Here is a 17,254-nt window from a genome sequence, read left to right as displayed (position 1 = left end):
GGTCGGCATGACTGGGGATTTCCGCTTCGGTGTCAACATGGTCGTGCCGGACAGCCGCGCCGCCTGGGTCGAAAAGTGCCGCAAGGCCGAGGACCTCGGCTACGACGTCCTGTCCGCGGCCGACCACCTGGGCATGGCGCCGCCGTTCCCGGCGCTCGTGCTGGCCGGCGAGGTCACTTCGCGCGTCAAGCTGAACACCTTCGTGCTCAACACGCCGTTCTACAACCCGGTGCTGCTCGCCCGGGACGTCACGGGCACCGACCAGTTCACCGGCGGACGGCTGGAGCTCGGGCTCGGCGCCGGGTACGTCAAGGAGGAGTTCGAGGCCGCCGGGATGCCGTTCCCGCCCGCCCGCGAGCGCGTCGACCACCTCGAGCGGACGATCGCCGAGCTCAAGCGGTCGTACGCCGACCCCGAGCACAAGCCCGCGCCCGCGCGTCCCGAAGGGCCGCCGCTGCTGCTCGCCGGCCGCGGCGACCGGGTCTTGACGCTGGCCGCCAAGCACGCCGACATCATCGGCTTCACCGGCACCACCAAGACGCCCGATGGCGCGCCGCTGGCCGCGGCCGCGCCCGAGGAGGTCGACGAGCGGGTGGCCTTCGTCCGGGCGAGGCTCGGCGAGCGCGAGTCCGAGGTGGAGTTCAACCTCCTCTGCCAGTTCGTGAAGGTGACGAACGACCGCGCGGCCGGCCTGGCCGAGGTCGAGCAGCTCGCCGGCGGCCGGTTGACCGCCGCGGAGGTCGGGGAGCTGCCGGTTGCCCTCGTCGGCACCCCCGCGCAGATCGCCGACCAGCTCCGCGGGCACCGGGAGCGGTTCGGCTTCAGCTACTTCACCATCCTGGAACCGTTCCTGGCGGAGTTCGCGCCGGTCCTCGAGCACCTCCGGTGATCGACGCGAAGGCGCTCGGCGTCCGGGCCGGCGAGCTGTGGCTGTTCGACGACCTCGACTTCTCCGTCGACCCCGGGGAGTGCGCCGCGATCGTCGGGCCCAATGGCGCCGGCAAATCGACCCTGATGCGCTGCTTCTACGGCATGCAGAAGCCGCAGCGGGGCCGTGTGCTGATCGACGGCAAGCTGCCGGACGAGCGGGACGTCGAGTTCCGGCGCAAGGTGTCGGTGCTGTTCGACGACTCCGACTTCTTCGCCGAGTTGACCCCGTTGCAGCACCTCGAGCTGCTGTCCGGTTCGTTCGGCGCCGACCTCGGCGACCACGAGGAACTGCTGCGCGACGCGGGCCTCGGCGAACGCATGCGCGTGACGTCCGGGCACTTTTCCGCGGGCCAGCGCCGTCGCCTGCTGCTGCTCGGCGTCACCGCCCGGCCGCACCGGGTGCTCCTGCTGGACGAGCCGGAACGCGCGCTGGACACGGCGGGCAAGGAGTGGCTGGTCGAGGTGATCGCCCGGTCGACGGCGGCCGGCGCGGCGGTCGTAGTGGCCACCCACCATCCGCCGCTGCTGGAAGCCGCGGACAGCGTGCTCGAACTGTTTTGATGACACAGCGGCGCAAGGCGCCTCGGTTGAGGGCGGTGGTGGGGGCAAGGGTGGAGACGGCCCCACGCCGGATGCGGATCCCGGGTCGCAAGCGGTTCGGCGGGATCTTCAGCGGTGATACCGCCGGCTTCGTCTTCCTGTTCGGCTTCGGGTTCCTGTTCACCGCGTTCTTCCACGTCGACGGCTGGCGGCCGGCGCTCTATGGCTCGTCCCTCGTGGACTTCCCGGCCGTGCTCGGCCTGCTGACGCTCTGCTGCGCGGTGGGCTGGCGCGGCCTGCTGCGGCGCGGCTTCGCGTGGGTCGAACCGGCCGAGCTGACCTGGCTCGACTTCGCGCCGGTCGACCGCGGCCGCGTCGTCACGCTGCGGCTGCTCGGCGCGTGGACCGGGGTGGTCGCGGTGACCGGCTACCTGGCCGCGCTGCTGCTCGCCGTCGGTGGCGCCGGGCTGGAGCAGTGGCGGGCGGCGGTCGCGATCGTCGCCGCGACCGGGGTGGCGGCCTTCGCTTCGGCTCGGCGGACTTCGCTGCGTCTCGACGCGCTGGGTCCGCTGGTGCTCGCGGTCCTCGGCCTGGGGATCGCCGCGCTCGGCCTCGGCCCGGCCACGGTCCAGTTCATCGCGGCCGGGGTCCTGGCCGCCGCGCTGCCGCTCGCCTTCGGCGGCGAACCGGTGTCGCGCGCGGGCCGGGCGGCGCTGCTCGCCGGGTGGGACGGCCGGGTGCTGCGCTCGGTCGCCGTCACCTTCCTCGACCCGATGATGCTGCTCCCGCCGTCCGCGCCGACCGGCGGGCTTTCGCTGCGCCGCCCGACGCCGCTGCGGCTGGCCTGGGCGGGCACCCTCGGCCGGACGCGGTACGCGGGCGCGGCGCTGCTGGTCGGCCTGGCGGTCGTCGTCGCGCACATCGCGGTGCCGACGGTGCCGGGCGCGGTCCTGATCGGCATCGGCGGGTACGTCGCGCTGACGCCGTTCGGTGGCGGCCTGGGCGAGCTCTGGCGCAACCCGGGACGCCGGCGGTGGGTGGGCTCGGCGGACCGGGCCCTCGTGCTGGCCCACGGCGTGGTGCTCGCCGGCGTCGGCCTGCTCTGGGCGGCAGGGCTCTTCGCGGTCACCCTCGCGGGTGGGACGTCGTTCACCGCGACGGCGTGGCTCGCCGTGCCGCTGTCGGTGCTTTCGATCCTGCGCACGGTCACCCGGACCGCCGTTGACTACGCGAATCCCGCGTTCGTCGACACCCCGATGGGCCCGATGCCGGCCAACCTCGTCCGCCAGCTCTTCCGCGGTCTCGACCTTCAGGTCATCGGCATCGTGCTGCTCGCCGCCGCCGTTTGACCTACTCTCGGTGCGACGAAGGGAGCAGTGAGTGGGCGGCGGGCACGCACCGGGCGTCGGGCGCAGGGCGACCAGCGAGTTCCCGGCCGGCTGGACCGACGAGCAGATCATCTCCGTGGTCAAGGACGTCGCGAACGACCCCAGCGAGGCCCGGCGGCAGCAACGCAACGGCCGCTGGCGCTGCGCCGGCGAGCGGTTCAACGTCCACCTGATCGTGCTGGTCGAGGACAACGGGCACGTGCACACCGCCTACCCGGTGGCCGGGCCGGGCGTGATCCGCAACCCCGACACCGCGCGGGACCCGGCGAACCCGACGGTCGCCGACCTCAAGGGCAACCGGATCAGCTTCTTCGCCGACAGCGTGCTGACCACGATCGGCAACCGGCTCTCCCCGGAGGACTACACCCACTACCGGACCCTGCTGTGGGCCGGCGAGTGGGAGGAACTGGCCGACGTGCTGGCCGCGCACGCGTTCCGGGTCGGCTTCGGCTTCTCCGCCGACGAGTTCTCCGACTTCGAGAAGCTGCTCAACAGCTACGACCTGCCGGTGCCCGGGTGCGTGTTCCTCAACGATCGCGAGCACATCCTCAAGCAGCTGCGGCCGCTCTAGCGGAAGTCGTACCCGCGGAAAGTGGCGATCGGGACGAAGCCGAGGCGCCGGTACAGGGCGTTGCCGGTGACGTTGGCGGGATCGCTGTAGAGGACGACGTCCGTCGCGCCCGCCGCCAGGGCGGCCCGGCTCACGGCGGCCGTCACGGCGCCCGCGTAACCCCGGCCGTGGGAACGGGCCGGGGTGTAGACGGGGTCGACCCGGACCATGCCCGCCAGCACCGGAGTCGAGCCCGCCATGGCGACGGGCGAGTCGGTCTCCCAGAACGTGAACTGCTTGTCGGCGAAGTTCGAGGCGGTCCAAGACCGCTCATCGGTGATGGGCGCCTGCCCGACTGCGGTGGCGAACTCGCTGCACCAGCGGATGACCTCCGCGCGGTCCCGCGCCTCCACGGCGTGGCCTTCGGGCATCGGCTCCGGCGGGCTGAGCGTGCCCAGCCGGTGGAGCCGGACCCGCATCCCGGGCACCGGCACCGCGTCGGTGCGCCGCTGCCACGCTTCGGCGAAAGCGGTGGCGGAGTCGTCGTCCGCGGTCACTCCGGACAACGACCGGCCGGCCAGTTCGGCGGCGAGGGCGTCGGCCTGCTCGGGTGCGACCGAAGTCAGGACCAGGCGTTGCGATGGACGGCGGTAGAAGATCGCGCTGACCTCGCCGTCCTCCAGCCAGCCGAAGAGCGTGCCCGGTTCGCCGTGCGTCCGCAGCTTCTCGAGCCGGGTCAGCTGCGAGGTGTGCAACGCGGGCCGCGAGCGCAGGAAGTCGCCGGTCCGGGCGAGGAAGCCGTCGATGTCTTCGGTGAGGCGCCAGGGCATTTCCGCTGGTCAGCTCGCCTGCGAGAGCGGCGGTGACGCGGCGGGCGTGACGGCCGCGCGCAGCTCCTCCAGCGGCAGGCCGACGGCGTCGGCGATGGCCGCGACCGTGAAGAACGCCGGCGTCGGGATGCGGCCGGTTTCGATCTTCCGGAGCGTCTCGACCGAGATCCCCGCCTCCGCGGCGACGTCGACCATGCTCCGGCCGGCTCGCGCCGCGCGCAGCGCCTGGCCGAGGCGTTCGCCCCGTTCGCGCTCTTCATCCGTCAGCGGCACTCGCACCATGAGCGTGATTTTAATACCACCGCGGCGCGAAGCGCCTCCGTTGAGGGCGGTGGCGGGGCATGGATGGAATACCACCCGAGTTGTCCACCGCCTGTGGATAACTCTGTGCACAGGTGTGGAAAAGGCCCCGCCGAGCCGAAGCTCGACGGGGCCCCACCACATCTAGTGCCCTCAGGCGCCCGCGGGCACCGGAAGTGGCATGCCGGGCAGGCTCTGGTCGTTCGGCACCACGCCGTCGACGAGGTAGGCCTCCACGACCTTGTCCACACCCGCGTTGCCGCCGGCGTAGATGCCGTGGTCACCCTCGCCGGTGATGGTCAGCATCCGCGAACCCGCGAACGCCTTGTGCGCGCGCCGCGCGCCCTCGATCGGTGTCGCCGGGTCGTGCTCCGACTCGACGATCAGCACCGGCGGGACACCCTTGCCGTCCAGCACCGGGAGCGGGGACGGCGGCTTCTTCCAGAACAGGCACGGCTGGATGAACCAGCCGGCACCCAGGAGCGGCAGCTGCTGGTCGATCAGCTTCTGCGAGTCCCGGATGGCGCTGTTGGGCGAGCCGGTCCACGGACCCTCGTTGCACGGGATGGTCCAGAAGCTGGCGTCGTAGGAGTCGCCGTCGGCCGGCACCATCAGCGGCTGCGGGCCGTAGGTGACGGTGCTCTTGTCGCCGGCCTTGACCTTCTGCGCGGCCGAGGACTTGGCCTGCGCCGAAGCGGTGCCCTGGGTCAGCGTGCGGACGCTGACCAGGTAGTCGGCCAGGCCGGGGAAGGCCCGCTTGGAGTAGATCTGCGACGCGATGAACGAGTCCAGGCCGTTGGCCGAGACGGTCGAACCGTCGGGCAGGGTGACCGCGCCCTGGGTCAGGGCGTAGCGGACCTGCTCGTAGGTCTGGCGGGCCGCCTCACCGGTGGTGCCGAAGTGGTAGAGGCTGTCGTACTTCGCCACCCACGGGAGGAAGTCGGACCGGAAGCGGCGCTCGAAGCCGAGCGGCTGCCAGTCGAACGACTTCTGCCAGGTCGTGGTGAACTCGGTCGCCGAGTCGAGCACGAACCGGCCGGTGCGGGTCGGGTAGGCCTGCGCGTAGTGCGCGCCCATCCAGGTGCCCGCGGAGTAGCCGACCCAGTTGATCTTGTCGCGGCCGAGCAGCACGCGCAGCAGGTCGATGTCCTTGACCGTCTGGTCGGTGTTGATCAGCGGGCCCAGCTCGCCGGACTTCTGCTGGCAGGACAGCGCCGCGTACTTCGTCGCCTGCAGGATCAGGTTCAGGTTGCCGCGGTCGCGGTCACGCGGGTCCAGGTCCGCGCCGGTCCCGATGGCGCCGCCGCAGGTGATGTTGGTGCTCTTGCCGGTGCCGCGCGGGTCGAACCCGACGATCTCCTGGTGCTCGCGCAGCTTCGGCTGGTTGCGCAGGCGGGCCGGGAAGTTGCGGCCGGGCGCGCCGGGGCCACCGGGGTTGGTGACGACGCTGGCGGTCGCGTCCTTGGTCGCCTTCAGGCGGCTGACCGCGATGGTCAGGTCGATCTGGGCGTTCGCCTGGTACCAGTTGCGCGGGGTCTTGTAGGTCGCGCACTCCATGTCCTCGGCACCCGCGGGCGGGGCCGTCGGCAGCTCGGAGGGGACAGCGCACTTGTGCCAGTCGAGCTTCTGGTTCGCGTACTGCGCCGGGATGTTCGTGGAGTTCAGCGGCTGCTTACCGGCCGCGACCTCCTGACCTGCGAACGCAGGCGTGAACCCGGCCAGCAGGGTGCCGGCGATGGCCGGGATCACCACCGCGTAGCGGAGTCGTGTCATACGGTTGCCCCTTTTGGGTTTGCGCGTGCGGAGTCGGGCTATTGATATAGGGCTCGCGATGGTGGGGCAACCGACGTTGGTCGGCATCGGCGGCCGGGGCGATCAAATCGATATCGGGCAGACGTGACGCGCCGTCACCGAGGTCATAAGGTCAGGCAGTCGGTTACGGGAGTGTTAGGTGAGGTCCGATGTCGACTGTGAAGCACGACGGAAAGGTGCGCGGGTTCCAGTTCAGCCCGTGGAACCTGCTCCTGATCGTCCCGCTGCTGGTCCTGGTCACGCCATTGTTCAACATGGACGGTCCACGGTTGTTCGGGATGCCGTTCTTCTACTGGTTCCAGTTCCTCATGGTCGGCGTCGGGGTGCTGAGCACCTGGATCGTCTACCTGATGACGCGGGACAAGCGGACCGTTGACGCGCCGGACAAGCTGAGCGTCGACGACCTGGACGAGGGGAACGCTCGATGAGCAACCTGCAGTGGCCCGAGCTGATCATCTTCACGATCCTGTTCGCCCTGGTCACCGTGCTCGGCTTCATGGCGTCGCGCTGGCAGCGCGGCAGCACGCTGGACCACCTGGACGAATGGGGTCTCGGCGGCCGCAAGTTCGGCTCGTGGATCACCTGGTTCCTGCTCGGCGGTGACCTCTACACGGCTTACACGTTCGTCGCGGTGCCCGCGCTGGTCTTCAGCGCCGGCGCGCTCGGTCTCTACGCGCTGCCGTACACGATCGTCGTCTACCCGATCGTCCTGCTGCCGGCGCTGCGGATGTGGTCGGTCTCGCGGGTGCGCGGCTACGTCACCCCGGCCGACTTCGTGCGCGGCCGCTTCGGCTCGCCGATCCTCGCGCTGCTGGTCGCGATCACCGGCATCGTCGCGACCATGCCGTACATCGCGCTGCAGCTGGTCGGCCTCGAAGCCGTGCTGCGGACGATGGGCATCAACGGCTCCGGTGTCGTCGGGCACCTGCCGCTGCTGGTCGCCTTCGTGATCCTGGCCTTCTACACCTACCAGTCCGGCCTGCGGGCGCCCGCGCTCATCGCGTTCGTCAAGGACATCCTGATCTACATCGTGATCCTGGTGGCGATCATCTACCTGCCCTCGAAGCTGGGCGGCTGGTCGCACATCTTCGACGCGGCGGCGAAGAAACTCGGCACGCCGAACCCGGCCACCGGCAAGCCCGCCGGGTCGATCCTGCTCACGGCCAACAACCAGCTGCAGTACGCGACGCTGGCACTGGGCTCGGCGCTCGCGCTGTTCCTGTACCCGCACTCGCTGACCAGCGTGCTGGCCTCGCGCGGCCGCAGCGTGATCAAGCGGAACATGGTCGCGCTGCCGGCGTACTCGCTGGTGCTCGGCCTGCTGGCGCTGCTCGGGTACGTGGCGATCACGGCCGGCGTCAAGCCGCTGACGAACGCGGCCACCGGCAAGGCGGACGGCAACACGATCGTCCCGGTCCTGTTCGACAGCCAGTTCTCGTCCTGGTTCGCCGGCATCGCGTTCGCCGCGATCGGCATCGGCGCGCTGGTGCCGGCCGCGATCATGTCGATCGCCGCGGCCAACCTGTGGACGCGCAACATCTACAAGGAATACATCCGCAAGAACGCGACACCGCAGGAAGAGGCGAAGCAGGCGAAGCTCGCTTCGCTGGTCGTGAAGCTCGGCGCGGTCGCCGTGATCATCCTGATCGACCCGCAGTTCTCGATCGACCTCCAGCTCATCGGCGGCGTGCTGATCCTGCAGACGCTGCCGGCCGTGGCGCTGGCGCTGTACACGCGCTGGTTCCACCGCTGGGGCCTGATCGCGGGCTGGGTCGTCGGCATCGGCTGGGGCCTGATCATGCTGTACGGCATCCCCAACCCGGCCAACGGCAAGCAGCACTTCGGTGGTTCGGCGCTGTCACTGGGCAACCTGTCGCTGTTCGGCTGGCACCCGTTCGCGGGTTCGGCGGTCCAGATCTACGTCGGGTTCGTGGCGTTGATCGGCAACCTGGTGATCGCGGCGATCGTCACGGTGATCGCCCGGCAGATGAAGGTCTTCAACGGCACCGACGACACCGAGCCCGAGGACTACCACACCGACGAGCACGACAAGAACCTGCGCCCGATCGGTGTCCACTAAGGACGGTTCTTGAGCACGAGCGTCCGTGAGACGAGGTAGAGCACCACGCCGTTGAGCAGGTGCCAGAGGAAGTGCGTACCGACCGGGACGTAGCCGCACACGTCCCGGTCGAGTGCGCGCAAGCTCAACGAGAGCGCGAAAACGGCGCCCGCCACGGCGAAGTGCGTCCAGTAGGCGTCGCGGGCGAAGGCGAGTACGGCGGCGAAGGCGGCTAGGCCGATCAAAGCGCCCAGGTAGAGCCCGCCGCCCAGCAACGCCGTGACGACGGTCAGCGCGAGGAACGCGGGCGCGGCGAGCCACGCGTGTCGTGGGCTCCAGTACCGGCGCGCGAACACCACGGCACACACCAGCATGAACCCGAGGATCGCCACGGAATCCGCGACGGCGGCCCACCGCGTCGCCAGCAGGTGGAAAACGGTGCTCGCGACGAAGACGAACCCGATCAGCCCGGCGAGCACCCGCCCGGTCCGGTCCCCCTTGGCCAGCCGCCACACGAGCACGGCGGCGACGAGGAAGGCGAGGTTGCTGAGACTGTTGAGCGGCTCACCCCAGAGGCCAGGCGCAACACGTTCGCAGTACCCGTCGACGTAGTCCGTCACGCCGACAGCCAACCACGGCTAGCGTGAAGGGAATGAGCGATGCGGTGAGCCGATTCCCGATCACGGAACTCGAAGACCTGCCCGACGACCTGCGCGAGCGCATCGGCGGGATCGCGGAGAAGTCCGGGTTCGTGCCGAACATCTTCCGCGCGCTCGGCCACCGCCCCGCCGAGCTGCGCGCGTTCCTCGACTACCACGACGCGCTGATGGAACGCACCGGCGGACTCGGCAAGGCCGAGCGCGAGCTGGTCGTCGTCGCCACGTCCGGCGCCAACCACTGCACCTACTGCGTCGTCGCGCACGGCGCCATCCTGCGCATCCGCGCGAAAGACCCGGAACTGGCCGACCGGGTGTCGAGCAACCCGTGGCAGGTCGAACTGGACGAACGCGGCCGCGCGATCGTCGACCTGGCACTGGCGCTCGCCCAGGACTCGGCCCTGTTCGGCGAAGGGGACCTTGAAGCCGCCCGCAACGCCGGGCTGACCGACGACGAGATCTGGGACGTCGGCGCGATCACGGCGTTGTTCGCCATGTCGAACCGGCTCGCCCACCTCACCGCGCTCCGGCCGAACCCGGAGTTCTTCCTGCTCGGCCGGGTCCCGCGCTAGAACTCGAGGCGCCACGTCTCGTCGGTCAGCTTCGGTCCCCAGGTGTCGAAATCCTCGGTGGCGACGAGTTCGAACCCGGCCGCTCGGTAGAGCGAACGCGCTGCGTCGAGGATGGAGACCGTCGACAGCACCATCGCCCGGTAGCCGTGTGCCCTGGCGAACTCCACGCACTCGGTGACCAGCCGCTTGCCCACGCCGTGCCCGCGGGCCGACGGCTCGAGCAGCAGCAAGCGGAGCTTCGCCGTGTCCGCGTCCGGCCCGCGGGTGCACGCGATGCTGCCGACCCGCTCGCCGTCCAGCTCCGCGATCCAGAGGGCCTGCCGCTGATCGTGGTGGGTTTCGGCGAAGTCCGCGACGATCCGGGCGACGAGCGCCTCGAACCGGGCGTCGAAGCCGTACTCGCGGGCGTAGAGCGCGCCGTGCCGTTCCACCACCCAACCGAGGTCACCCGGTCGTGGCGGGCGGAGAACGAGGGCCGGGTCGCGGCGGCGGTCACCGACCAGGTCGCCGATCGTGTGCATCGCGGCCAGCAGGCGCTGCTGGTCTTCGTCGGCGAAGCGGCGCAGCAGCCCGCCGATCTGGTCGGTGGAGCGGCGGTTCAGCACCGCGAAGGCGTCCCGGCCCGCCGCGGTCGGCCGGACGAGCTGGCGGCGGGCGTCCTCCTCGGACCGTTCGCGCACGATCAGCCCGCGGGATTCGAGCCGCGCGAGCAGCCTGCTGGCGTAGCCGGCGTCGAGGTCGAGACGTTTCCGCAGGTCCGTCACCGGCAGCGGGTCCTGGTGGGCGAGCTCGAAGAGCACGCGGGCTTCCGGCAGCGAGTACTCGGCGTCCGCCGGCCCTTCGTCGAGCACGCCGATGACGCCGGTGTAGAGCCGGTTGAAGGCACGGACCGCGGCCACCCGGCCGGCCAGCTGAGCGTCGTTCATTGACCACCTCAACAAGTTCGTTGACGAAGTCAAAGATTACTCGGCAGGGCGGCGCCGGCAAGGGGATTTCGGACATGGGAAACCCCGCGATGCTGCCAGGTCGGGGGTCCGCCAGCATCACGGGGTCGTAGGGGGTATCGACACCCCTTCGGGTGGCGTTACACCTTCATCAGTTTGTGGCATAGGTCACTCGAATGGGCGACCGCCACGGGGTGAGAGATCAGCGCATGTACGCGGAGCGAGCCTGCGCGATCGCGATGAGTTCCTGACGGACCGTCGCGGTGGCGGCGGTGTCGATCGCCCGGTTCAGCGCCCGGCGAGTGCGAACCTCGGCGCGACGGGCACGGAGCTTGGCGGCGATGTTGTTCATCGGTGTCTGCATCCCCTTCAGAGGGTCTAGGTGACTTGTGCTTCTAGTATGCACCTTTTTTCACAAGGAGGCCAACGAATATCCGGTGATGTGGCGCACTTGCCGATGAATCATCGGCAAAAGTGGGCATAGGCCGGAGACATCCAGGGTGGCGGCGGTCACGAGGAAGCAACCCGCTACAGCTCTCTAGGCATGTATAGAAAATAGGCAAGATTTCTGTAGCGAGCCGGATAGACCGCGAGACCACAGGAAAAGCCCAGGTCAGTCGCGGCCGAGCAGGTAGTGGCCGAAGTGCGGGACGGTGAAGGCGATCTGTCCCCGCTCGGCGGAGTACACGAGGCCCTTCTTCATCAGGCTGTCGCGCGCCGGCGACAGCGACGACGGCTTCCGCCCGAGGAACACGGCGACGTCGGCGGTGCCGGCGGGCTCGTCGCGGCCCTGGGTCAGCGAGGCCATCGCCTGCAGGTACTCCCGCTCGGCCGGCGTCGCGCGTTCGTAGCGTGACCCGAAGAAGCCGACCGCCAGCTCCGACTCCGCCTCGGGCGCCGCGACCTGGACGTCCTTGACCGTGATCGGGTCGGACGGCGCGGCGTCCCAGGCCGCCTTGCCGTAGGCCTGGATGAAGTAGGGATAGCCGCCGGACGCGTCGAAGAGCGCGTCGAGGGCTTCCGGCTCGATGCCGGCGTCCTCGCGCTCGATCGGCGCCATCACGGCGAAGTCGGCGTCCTCCCGGCTGAGCCGGTCGATGCGCGCGAACCGGAAGAGCCGCTCGGAGTAGGACTTCGACGCCGAAAGCACCGCGGGCACGTGCGGCAGCCCGGCCCCGACGACGACGAGTGGCGCACCGGACTGGGACAGCTCGTGGCAGGCCGCGCACAACGCCGAGACGTCGTCCGGCTGCAGGTCCTGGATCTCGTCGATGAGCACCGCGACGCCGGTGCCGACGTCGGCGGCCAGCTCGGCGACGTCGGTGAACAGCTCGACGAGGTCGATCTCGATGTCCCCGGAGTCGGCCCGCCCCTGCGCGGCGGGCACGTCGATGCCCGGCTGCCACCGCTCGCGCAGCTTGGCGTCGGGCTTGTTGGCCCGCAGCGCGAACGCCTTCAGGACGCCGAGCACCTCTTCGACCCGATCCGGAGCGCGGTGCCGCACGGCGAGGTCCCGGATGGCCCGGTGCAGCGCGGCCGACAGCGGCCGCCGCAGTTCGGCGTCCGGCCGGGCCTCGATCTTCCCGGCGCCCCACTTGTGCCGCACGGCCATCGCCCGCAGTTCCCCGAGGAGCACGGTCTTCCCGACCCCGCGCAGCCCGGTGAGCACGAGACTGCGTTCGGGTCTCCCCCGCGCAACCCGCTCCAGCACCACTTCGAAGGCTTTGAGCTCACGCTCGCGCCCGGCCAGCTCGGGCGGCCGTTGCCCGGCGCCCGGCGCGAAGGGGTTGCGGATGGGGTCCACTCTGCCAAGTTATCGGCGTTTCTAGCGTGAGCCCGATATTCCGCCATAGATGGCTAGGCGTGTCGCCGAGGTTCGACCGGTCGGCCCAGGCTGTGCCAGGGTGGCGAGGTGACCGGCTTCGAGGTGGGTGCCGTGGTGACCGGCACGGTCTCCGCGATTCCGCGGCCCGGCGCCATCGGGCTGTTCGTGGAGCTCGACGGCGAGCGGCAAGGCTTCGTCGACGTGCTGATCCTGCCGAGGCGGCCGGAGTCGTGGCCCGCGGTCGGCACGAAGACGACGTTCGAGGTGCTGGCCGGCAGGTCCGGGCAGGTGCGCTTGTGGCCGCTGGATCCGGAGTTCCGGTCGGGGCCCCTCGACAACGGGGTTTCGGACGAGCAGTGGCGAGCGCGCAAGTCACGCCACCCGGTGGGCACGGTCCTCACCGCGGAGGTGAGCGACGTCTACGTCGGCGAGTATGTCGTCCGGTACGAGGGCGGCTGGTCGCTGCTCGAAGACGACGAGGCGTCGCCGGAGGTGGGCACCCGCGCCGCTTACGAGGTGATCCGCCACCTCGACACGACCCGGCGCACCTTGCTGCGGCCGAGTACATAGAGACGAACAGGTCTGCAGCCCTGCTCGTCCCTACCCCCAGTGCGCCCTTACGACGCGCGACTAGTCACTGAGGTTCCGTTCCGCGTAGATCTTCATCGCATCCCGGACGAACTCGGCCGTTGCGCCTTCGAGCCCGTAGCGCGGGTCGTCCACGTACAACTGCCCGAGTCCCGCGAAGTACCCTGCCGACACCGACGAGACCGCCGGTCGTAGCCACTCGTGCAGCCGCCGCGTGATCGCCTGGACCTCGCCGGAATCCGGCGTCGAACCCGAAGCGCGCGCCGCGCCGAACGCCGCCGCGATGTCGAGCTGCTCCTGCTGGTGGGCCTTCTTCTCCTCGGCCGACAACGAACTCCACCACTGGTCGCCGCGCCGGTACGCGTCAGCGCCCCATCGTGAAGTCACTTCCTTCTCGTACTTCGTGTGGTCGAAGCCGTCGAAGACTTCTTCTGCCATCAATCGTTCACCTCCCTTCAGTTTCCGGAGGGTCGTGCGGACCGACTCGATCTGCCGTCCGATCCGCCGCTGCTCCTCTTCGAGCAGCTCCAGGTGGGTCTCGAGCGCCGCGGCGCTGTCGCGCTGCCCGTCGAGCAGCTCGGCGATCGCCGGCAGCCCGAGGCCGAGCTCGCGCAGCAGCAGGATCCGCTGCAGCCGGACGAGCGCCTGCTCGTCGTAGTAGCGGTAGCCGTTGCCGCCGATCCGGCTGGGCTCGAGCAGCCCGACCGCGCCGTAGTGGCGCAGCGTCCGGCTCGTGGTCCCGGCCGAGCGGGCGAGGTCCTGGATCGACCACTCCATGTCCTCGACGATAGAAGTTGACGCTGCGTCAAGGTCAACCGCTAAAGCTTTATAGGACTATCTAGAACTTTCACGATATTTCCGCAGAAAGCCCGATGAGGATTCGAGCACGGGCCGAGCGGGCATCCACGGAGTAGGTTCGACCAGGCAGCGGCCCGTACGAGGAAGGCTATGACCGTGATACTCCGTCGAGTGGCACGTCCACTGCTCGCCACGATCTTCGTGACGGGCGGGATCAATGCGCTGAGGCAGGCCGAGGGGCACGCCAAGGCGGCGGAACCGTTCCTCAACAACGCGTTCGAGAAGTTCGGCGACGTCGTGCCGGAGCAGGTTCCCCGTGACCCGGTGACGCTCGTCCGGATCGACGCCGCGGTGAAGATCGGCGCCGGTCTCGCGTTCGCGGCCGGCAAGGCGCCGCGGCTCGCGGCGGGGCTCCTCCTCGGCAGCCTGGTGCCGACGACGCTGTCGACGCACAGCTTCTGGACCATCAAGGACCCGGGCGAGCGCCAGCAGCAGCAGATCCAGTTCTTCAAGAACGCGAGCCTGGCCGGTGGCCTGCTGCTCGCGGTCAGCGACACGCACGGGAAGCCGTCGGCGGCTTGGCGGGCGCGGCACGCCGCGAAGGACGTCGGCGCCGCGGCCGGGAAGCTGAGCCGCAAGGCCGAGAAGCGCGCGAACAAGCTCGCGAAGCGGGCGCAGAAGGTGCTCCCCAACTGACCACCGAAAAGGGCCGTCCCCCGCGGGGGACGGCCCTTTCGCGTGCGGTTACTTCTCCAAGATCGCGGTGACGCCCTGGCCGCCGGCCGCGCAGATCGAGATCAGGCCGCGGCCGGACCCCTTCTCGTGCAGCAGCTTCGCCAGCGTCGCGACGATCCGGCCGCCGGTCGCGGCGAACGGGTGCCCGGCCGCCAGCGACGAGCCGTTGACGTTCAGCTTCGCCCGGTCGATCGCGCCGAGCGGCTCGTCCAGCTCCAGCTTCTCCTTGGCGAACGCCGGGTCCTCCCACGCCTTGAGCGTCGCCAGCACCTGCGACGCGAACGCCTCGTGGATCTCGTAGAAGTCGAAGTCCTGCAGCGAGAGCCCGGCCCGCGCGAGCATCCGCGGCACGGCGTACGCGGGCGCCATCAGCAAGCCTTCGTCGCCGTGGACGTAGTCGACGGCCGCCGTCTGCGAGAACGTCAGGTAGGCCAGCACCGGCAGCTTGTGCGCCTTCGCCCACTCGTCGGTGGCGAGCAGGACCGTCGACGCGCCGTCGGTCAGCGGCGTCGAGTTGCCCGCCGTCATCGTGCCGTCCGGGCCGCCGAAGGCCGGCTTGAGCTTGGCGAGCTTCTCCGCGGTCGAGTCCGGGCGCAGGTTCTGGTCGCGCGCGAGCTTGAGGAACGGCGTCACGAGGTCGTCGAAGAACCCGCGGTCGTAGGCGGCGGCCAGCTTCTGGTGGCTGCTCGCGGCCAGTTCGTCCTGGGCTTCGCGGGTGATCTCCCAGACCTTGGCCGTCAGCGCGGCGTGCTCGCCCATCGACAGCCCGGTGCGCGGTTCCTCGTTGCGCGGGATCGCCGGGACGATGTGCCCGGGCCGGATCTTCGCGACGAGCTTGAGGCGGTCGCCGAGTGTCTTGGCGGCGTTGAGCTGGATGAGGATCTGGCGCAGGTCCTCGTTGACGGCGAGCGGGGCGTCGCTGGTGGTGTCGACGCCGCCGGCGATGGCGGAGTCGAGCTGGCCGAGCGCGATCTTGTTGGCGACGTTGACGATCGCCTGCAGCCCGGTGCCGCACGCCATCTGGACGTCGGACGCGGGCGTCGCGGGCGAAAGCTTGCTGCCCAGCACGCTCTCGCGGGCCAGGTTGAAGTCCTTCGAGTGCTTGAGCACCGCGCCGGCGGCGACCTCGCCGATCACCTCGCCCTGCAGCGAGAAGCGGCTGACCAGGCCGTCGAGGGCGGCGGTGAACATGTCCTGGTTCGACGCCTTCGCGTACGGGCCGTTGGACCTCGCGAAGGGGATCCGGTTGCCCCCGATGATCGCGACCTTGCGTACCGCGGGCGTCTTCTTCGGTGGCATGACTTCACCTCTCTGGTCGTGTCCCTCACACTGTAACCTACTAGCGAGTAGGTTAGACTGCGACGTGACGCAGACTGCACGGGAGGCAACCGATGGCTGACAGGTACCAGCAGTTCACGAAAACCCCGGTGGGGAAGTTCGTGGTGCCGAAGCTCGGCCTGCCCAATCCCGCGACGCTGCGCCGCTACAAGCCCGGGCAACCCGCCCTCGAGGGTCCCGCACTCCTGGGCGCCGCGCCCGGCGGACGGCTGGAGAAGACCCTTCGCGACCAGATGGCCGACGCCGGCATCGAGGTCATCACCACCGCGGCCGACCGGCACGCGGCGCTGGTCTTCGACGCCACCGGCGTCACCGACCCCGCGCGCCTGCGCGAGGTCTACGACTTCTTCCACCCGGTGATCCGCAGTGTCGGCCCGTCCGGCCGGGTGGTCGTGCTGGGCACGCCGCCGGAGCAGGTCGAGGGCCGCGAGCGGATCGCGCAGCGCGCGCTCGAAGGCTTCATCCGTTCGGTGGGCAAGGAGCTGAAGCGCGGCGCCACCGCCCAGCTCGTGTACGTCGCCGACGGTGCCGAAGAGGCAACGGACTCGACGCTGCGCTTCCTGCTCTCGGCGAAGTCGGCGTTCGTCGACGCGCAGGTGATCCGGATCGGCACCGAGGGCAAGACGGCTTCCGTGCCCGCGAACTGGGATAAGCCGCTCGACGGCAAGGTCGCGCTGGTCACCGGCGCGTCCCGCGGCATCGGCGCGGCGATCGCCGAGGTACTGGCCCGCGACGGCGCGCACGTCGTCGCGCTCGACATCCCCGCCCAGGGCGGTGACCTGTCGAAGGTGGCGAACAAGGTCGGCGGGTCGTCGCTGCAGCTCGACATCACTTCGCCAAGCGCGCCCGCGAAGCTCGCGGAGTATCTGAAGGAGCGTCACGGCGGCGTCGACATCGTCGTGCACAACGCGGGCATCACGCGTGACAAGACGCTGGGCAACATGAGCGAGAGCGCGTGGGACTCGGTGATCGCCGTCAACCTCGCTTCGCAGCTCGCGGTGAACGACAAGCTGCTCGCCGATCGCGTGCTGAACGAGAACGGCCGCATCATCGGCGTCTCGTCGATCGCGGGCATCGCCGGCAACGTCGGCCAGACGAACTACGCGACGTCGAAGGCGGGTGTGATCGGCATGGTCAACGTCGGCGCGCCGCAGCTGGCGGCGTACGGCGGCACGATCAACGCCGTCGCGCCCGGGTTCATCGAGACCAAGATGACCGCCGCGGTCCCGCTGTTCATCCGCGAAGCCGGCCGGCGGCTGTCCAGCCTGGGCCAGGGCGGGCTGCCGGTCGACGTCGCCGAGACGATCGCCTGGTACGCGAACCCGGCGTCGGCCGCGGTGAACGGCAACGTGGTCCGCGTCTGCGGCCAGGCCCTGCTGGGGGCGTGAC

At 70.0% G+C, this 17,254-nt stretch carries 19 protein-coding genes; 10 read left to right on the top strand and 9 right to left on the bottom strand.

The genetic code is table 11. From position 1 onward, the window contains the following. The first annotated feature begins 7 nt into the window (after window positions 1-7). The 4 genes from QRY02_RS36950 to QRY02_RS36935 all read left to right on the top strand — a co-directional run bounded on the left by QRY02_RS36950 (window position 8) and on the right by QRY02_RS36935 (window position 3,429). Window positions 8-889, top strand: a complete 882-nt coding sequence (locus QRY02_RS36950) for an LLM class F420-dependent oxidoreductase (RefSeq protein ID WP_285987401.1) — start codon at window positions 8-10, stop codon at window positions 887-889. Next, the gene (locus QRY02_RS36945; RefSeq protein ID WP_285987400.1) at window positions 886-1,491 is read left to right on the top strand and encodes an ABC transporter ATP-binding protein; all 606 of its coding nucleotides are present in this window, start codon (window positions 886-888) and stop codon (window positions 1,489-1,491) included. The genes QRY02_RS36950 and QRY02_RS36945 overlap by 4 nt, the downstream gene beginning before the upstream one ends. Before the next feature lie 71 nt (window positions 1,492-1,562). Beyond that, entirely contained in the window at window positions 1,563-2,819 is a 1,257-nt protein-coding gene (locus QRY02_RS36940; RefSeq protein WP_285987399.1) for a hypothetical protein, read from the top strand. A gap of 31 nt (window positions 2,820-2,850) precedes the next feature. Continuing rightward, window positions 2,851-3,429: an EndoU domain-containing protein gene (locus QRY02_RS36935; protein WP_285987398.1), complete on the top strand. Its 579-nt coding sequence runs from the start codon at window positions 2,851-2,853 to the stop codon at window positions 3,427-3,429. Here QRY02_RS36935 and QRY02_RS36930 read toward each other — a convergent pair. The 3 genes from QRY02_RS36930 to QRY02_RS36920 all read right to left on the bottom strand — a co-directional run bounded on the left by QRY02_RS36930 (window position 3,426) and on the right by QRY02_RS36920 (window position 6,311). Continuing rightward, window positions 3,426-4,238, bottom strand: a complete 813-nt coding sequence (locus tag QRY02_RS36930; RefSeq protein ID WP_285987397.1) for a GNAT family N-acetyltransferase — start codon at window positions 4,236-4,238, stop codon at window positions 3,426-3,428. The genes QRY02_RS36935 and QRY02_RS36930 overlap by 4 nt on opposite strands. Before the next feature lie 9 nt (window positions 4,239-4,247). Continuing rightward, complete coding sequence (locus QRY02_RS36925) at window positions 4,248-4,520, bottom strand: helix-turn-helix domain-containing protein (RefSeq protein WP_043787181.1); 273 nt, start codon at window positions 4,518-4,520, stop codon at window positions 4,248-4,250. A 171-nt stretch (window positions 4,521-4,691) separates the two neighbouring features. After that, window positions 4,692-6,311, bottom strand: a complete 1,620-nt coding sequence (locus QRY02_RS36920; protein WP_285987396.1) for an alpha/beta hydrolase — start codon at window positions 6,309-6,311, stop codon at window positions 4,692-4,694. 188 nt (window positions 6,312-6,499) lie between these two features. On the opposite strand from QRY02_RS36920, the gene QRY02_RS36915 reads away from it, so the two are divergent. Together QRY02_RS36915 and mctP are read left to right on the top strand one after the other, a co-directional pair. After that, window positions 6,500-6,778, top strand: a complete 279-nt coding sequence (locus QRY02_RS36915) for a DUF3311 domain-containing protein (RefSeq protein WP_285987395.1) — start codon at window positions 6,500-6,502, stop codon at window positions 6,776-6,778. Next, window positions 6,775-8,430 (top strand): monocarboxylate uptake permease MctP, encoded by a 1,656-nt coding sequence (gene mctP, locus QRY02_RS36910; protein WP_285987394.1) that lies wholly within the window; start codon window positions 6,775-6,777, stop codon window positions 8,428-8,430. The genes QRY02_RS36915 and mctP overlap by 4 nt, the downstream gene beginning before the upstream one ends. On the opposite strand, the gene QRY02_RS36905 is transcribed toward mctP, so the two are convergent. Then, on the bottom strand, window positions 8,427-9,029 hold the full coding sequence (locus tag QRY02_RS36905; protein ID WP_285987393.1) for a hypothetical protein: 603 nt from the start codon (window positions 9,027-9,029) through the stop codon (window positions 8,427-8,429). The genes mctP and QRY02_RS36905 overlap by 4 nt on opposite strands. Window positions 9,030-9,061: 32 nt before the next feature. Here QRY02_RS36905 and QRY02_RS36900 point away from each other — a divergent pair, with 32 nt between their 5' ends. Continuing rightward, entirely contained in the window at window positions 9,062-9,637 is a 576-nt protein-coding gene (locus tag QRY02_RS36900; RefSeq protein ID WP_285987392.1) for a peroxidase-related enzyme, read from the top strand. Here QRY02_RS36900 and QRY02_RS36895 read toward each other — a convergent pair. From QRY02_RS36895 to QRY02_RS36885, 3 genes are all read right to left on the bottom strand, one after another. Further along, a complete protein-coding gene (locus QRY02_RS36895) occupies window positions 9,634-10,563 on the bottom strand; it encodes a bifunctional helix-turn-helix transcriptional regulator/GNAT family N-acetyltransferase (RefSeq protein ID WP_285987391.1) in 930 nt (309 codons plus the stop codon). The two genes, QRY02_RS36900 and QRY02_RS36895, sit on opposite strands and share 4 nt — an antisense overlap. Before the next feature lie 220 nt (window positions 10,564-10,783). Further along, the gene (locus QRY02_RS36890) at window positions 10,784-10,933 is read right to left on the bottom strand and encodes a hypothetical protein (RefSeq protein ID WP_167441331.1); all 150 of its coding nucleotides are present in this window, start codon (window positions 10,931-10,933) and stop codon (window positions 10,784-10,786) included. A gap of 261 nt (window positions 10,934-11,194) precedes the next feature. Further along, the gene (locus QRY02_RS36885; protein ID WP_285987390.1) at window positions 11,195-12,385 is read right to left on the bottom strand and encodes an ATP-binding protein; all 1,191 of its coding nucleotides are present in this window, start codon (window positions 12,383-12,385) and stop codon (window positions 11,195-11,197) included. A 108-nt stretch (window positions 12,386-12,493) separates the two neighbouring features. Here QRY02_RS36885 and QRY02_RS36880 point away from each other — a divergent pair, with 108 nt between their 5' ends. Continuing rightward, complete coding sequence (locus QRY02_RS36880) at window positions 12,494-12,976, top strand: hypothetical protein (RefSeq protein WP_285987389.1); 483 nt, start codon at window positions 12,494-12,496, stop codon at window positions 12,974-12,976. A gap of 60 nt (window positions 12,977-13,036) precedes the next feature. Here QRY02_RS36880 and QRY02_RS36875 read toward each other — a convergent pair whose 3' ends face one another. After that, window positions 13,037-13,771: a MerR family transcriptional regulator gene (locus QRY02_RS36875; RefSeq protein WP_285987388.1), complete on the bottom strand. Its 735-nt coding sequence runs from the start codon at window positions 13,769-13,771 to the stop codon at window positions 13,037-13,039. 171 nt (window positions 13,772-13,942) lie between these two features. Here QRY02_RS36875 and QRY02_RS36870 point away from each other — a divergent pair, with 171 nt between their 5' ends. Then, window positions 13,943-14,488, top strand: a complete 546-nt coding sequence (locus QRY02_RS36870; protein ID WP_285987387.1) for a DoxX family protein — start codon at window positions 13,943-13,945, stop codon at window positions 14,486-14,488. Between the two features lie 48 nt (window positions 14,489-14,536). On the opposite strand, the gene QRY02_RS36865 is transcribed toward QRY02_RS36870, so the two are convergent. Then, complete coding sequence (locus tag QRY02_RS36865; RefSeq protein WP_285987386.1) at window positions 14,537-15,826, bottom strand: acetyl-CoA C-acetyltransferase; 1,290 nt, start codon at window positions 15,824-15,826, stop codon at window positions 14,537-14,539. 92 nt (window positions 15,827-15,918) lie between these two features. On the opposite strand from QRY02_RS36865, the gene QRY02_RS36860 reads away from it, so the two are divergent. After that, window positions 15,919-17,253, top strand: a complete 1,335-nt coding sequence (locus QRY02_RS36860; protein ID WP_285987385.1) for a 3-oxoacyl-ACP reductase — start codon at window positions 15,919-15,921, stop codon at window positions 17,251-17,253. Window position 17,254: the final 1 nt, after the last annotated feature.

Origin of the sequence: Amycolatopsis sp. DG1A-15b (assembly GCF_030285645.1) — a bacterium.
GTDB lineage: Bacteria > Actinomycetota > Actinomycetes > Mycobacteriales > Pseudonocardiaceae > Amycolatopsis.
Note: the sequence above shows the minus strand (reverse complement) of the source record. Positions and strands in the feature narration are given on the sequence as shown.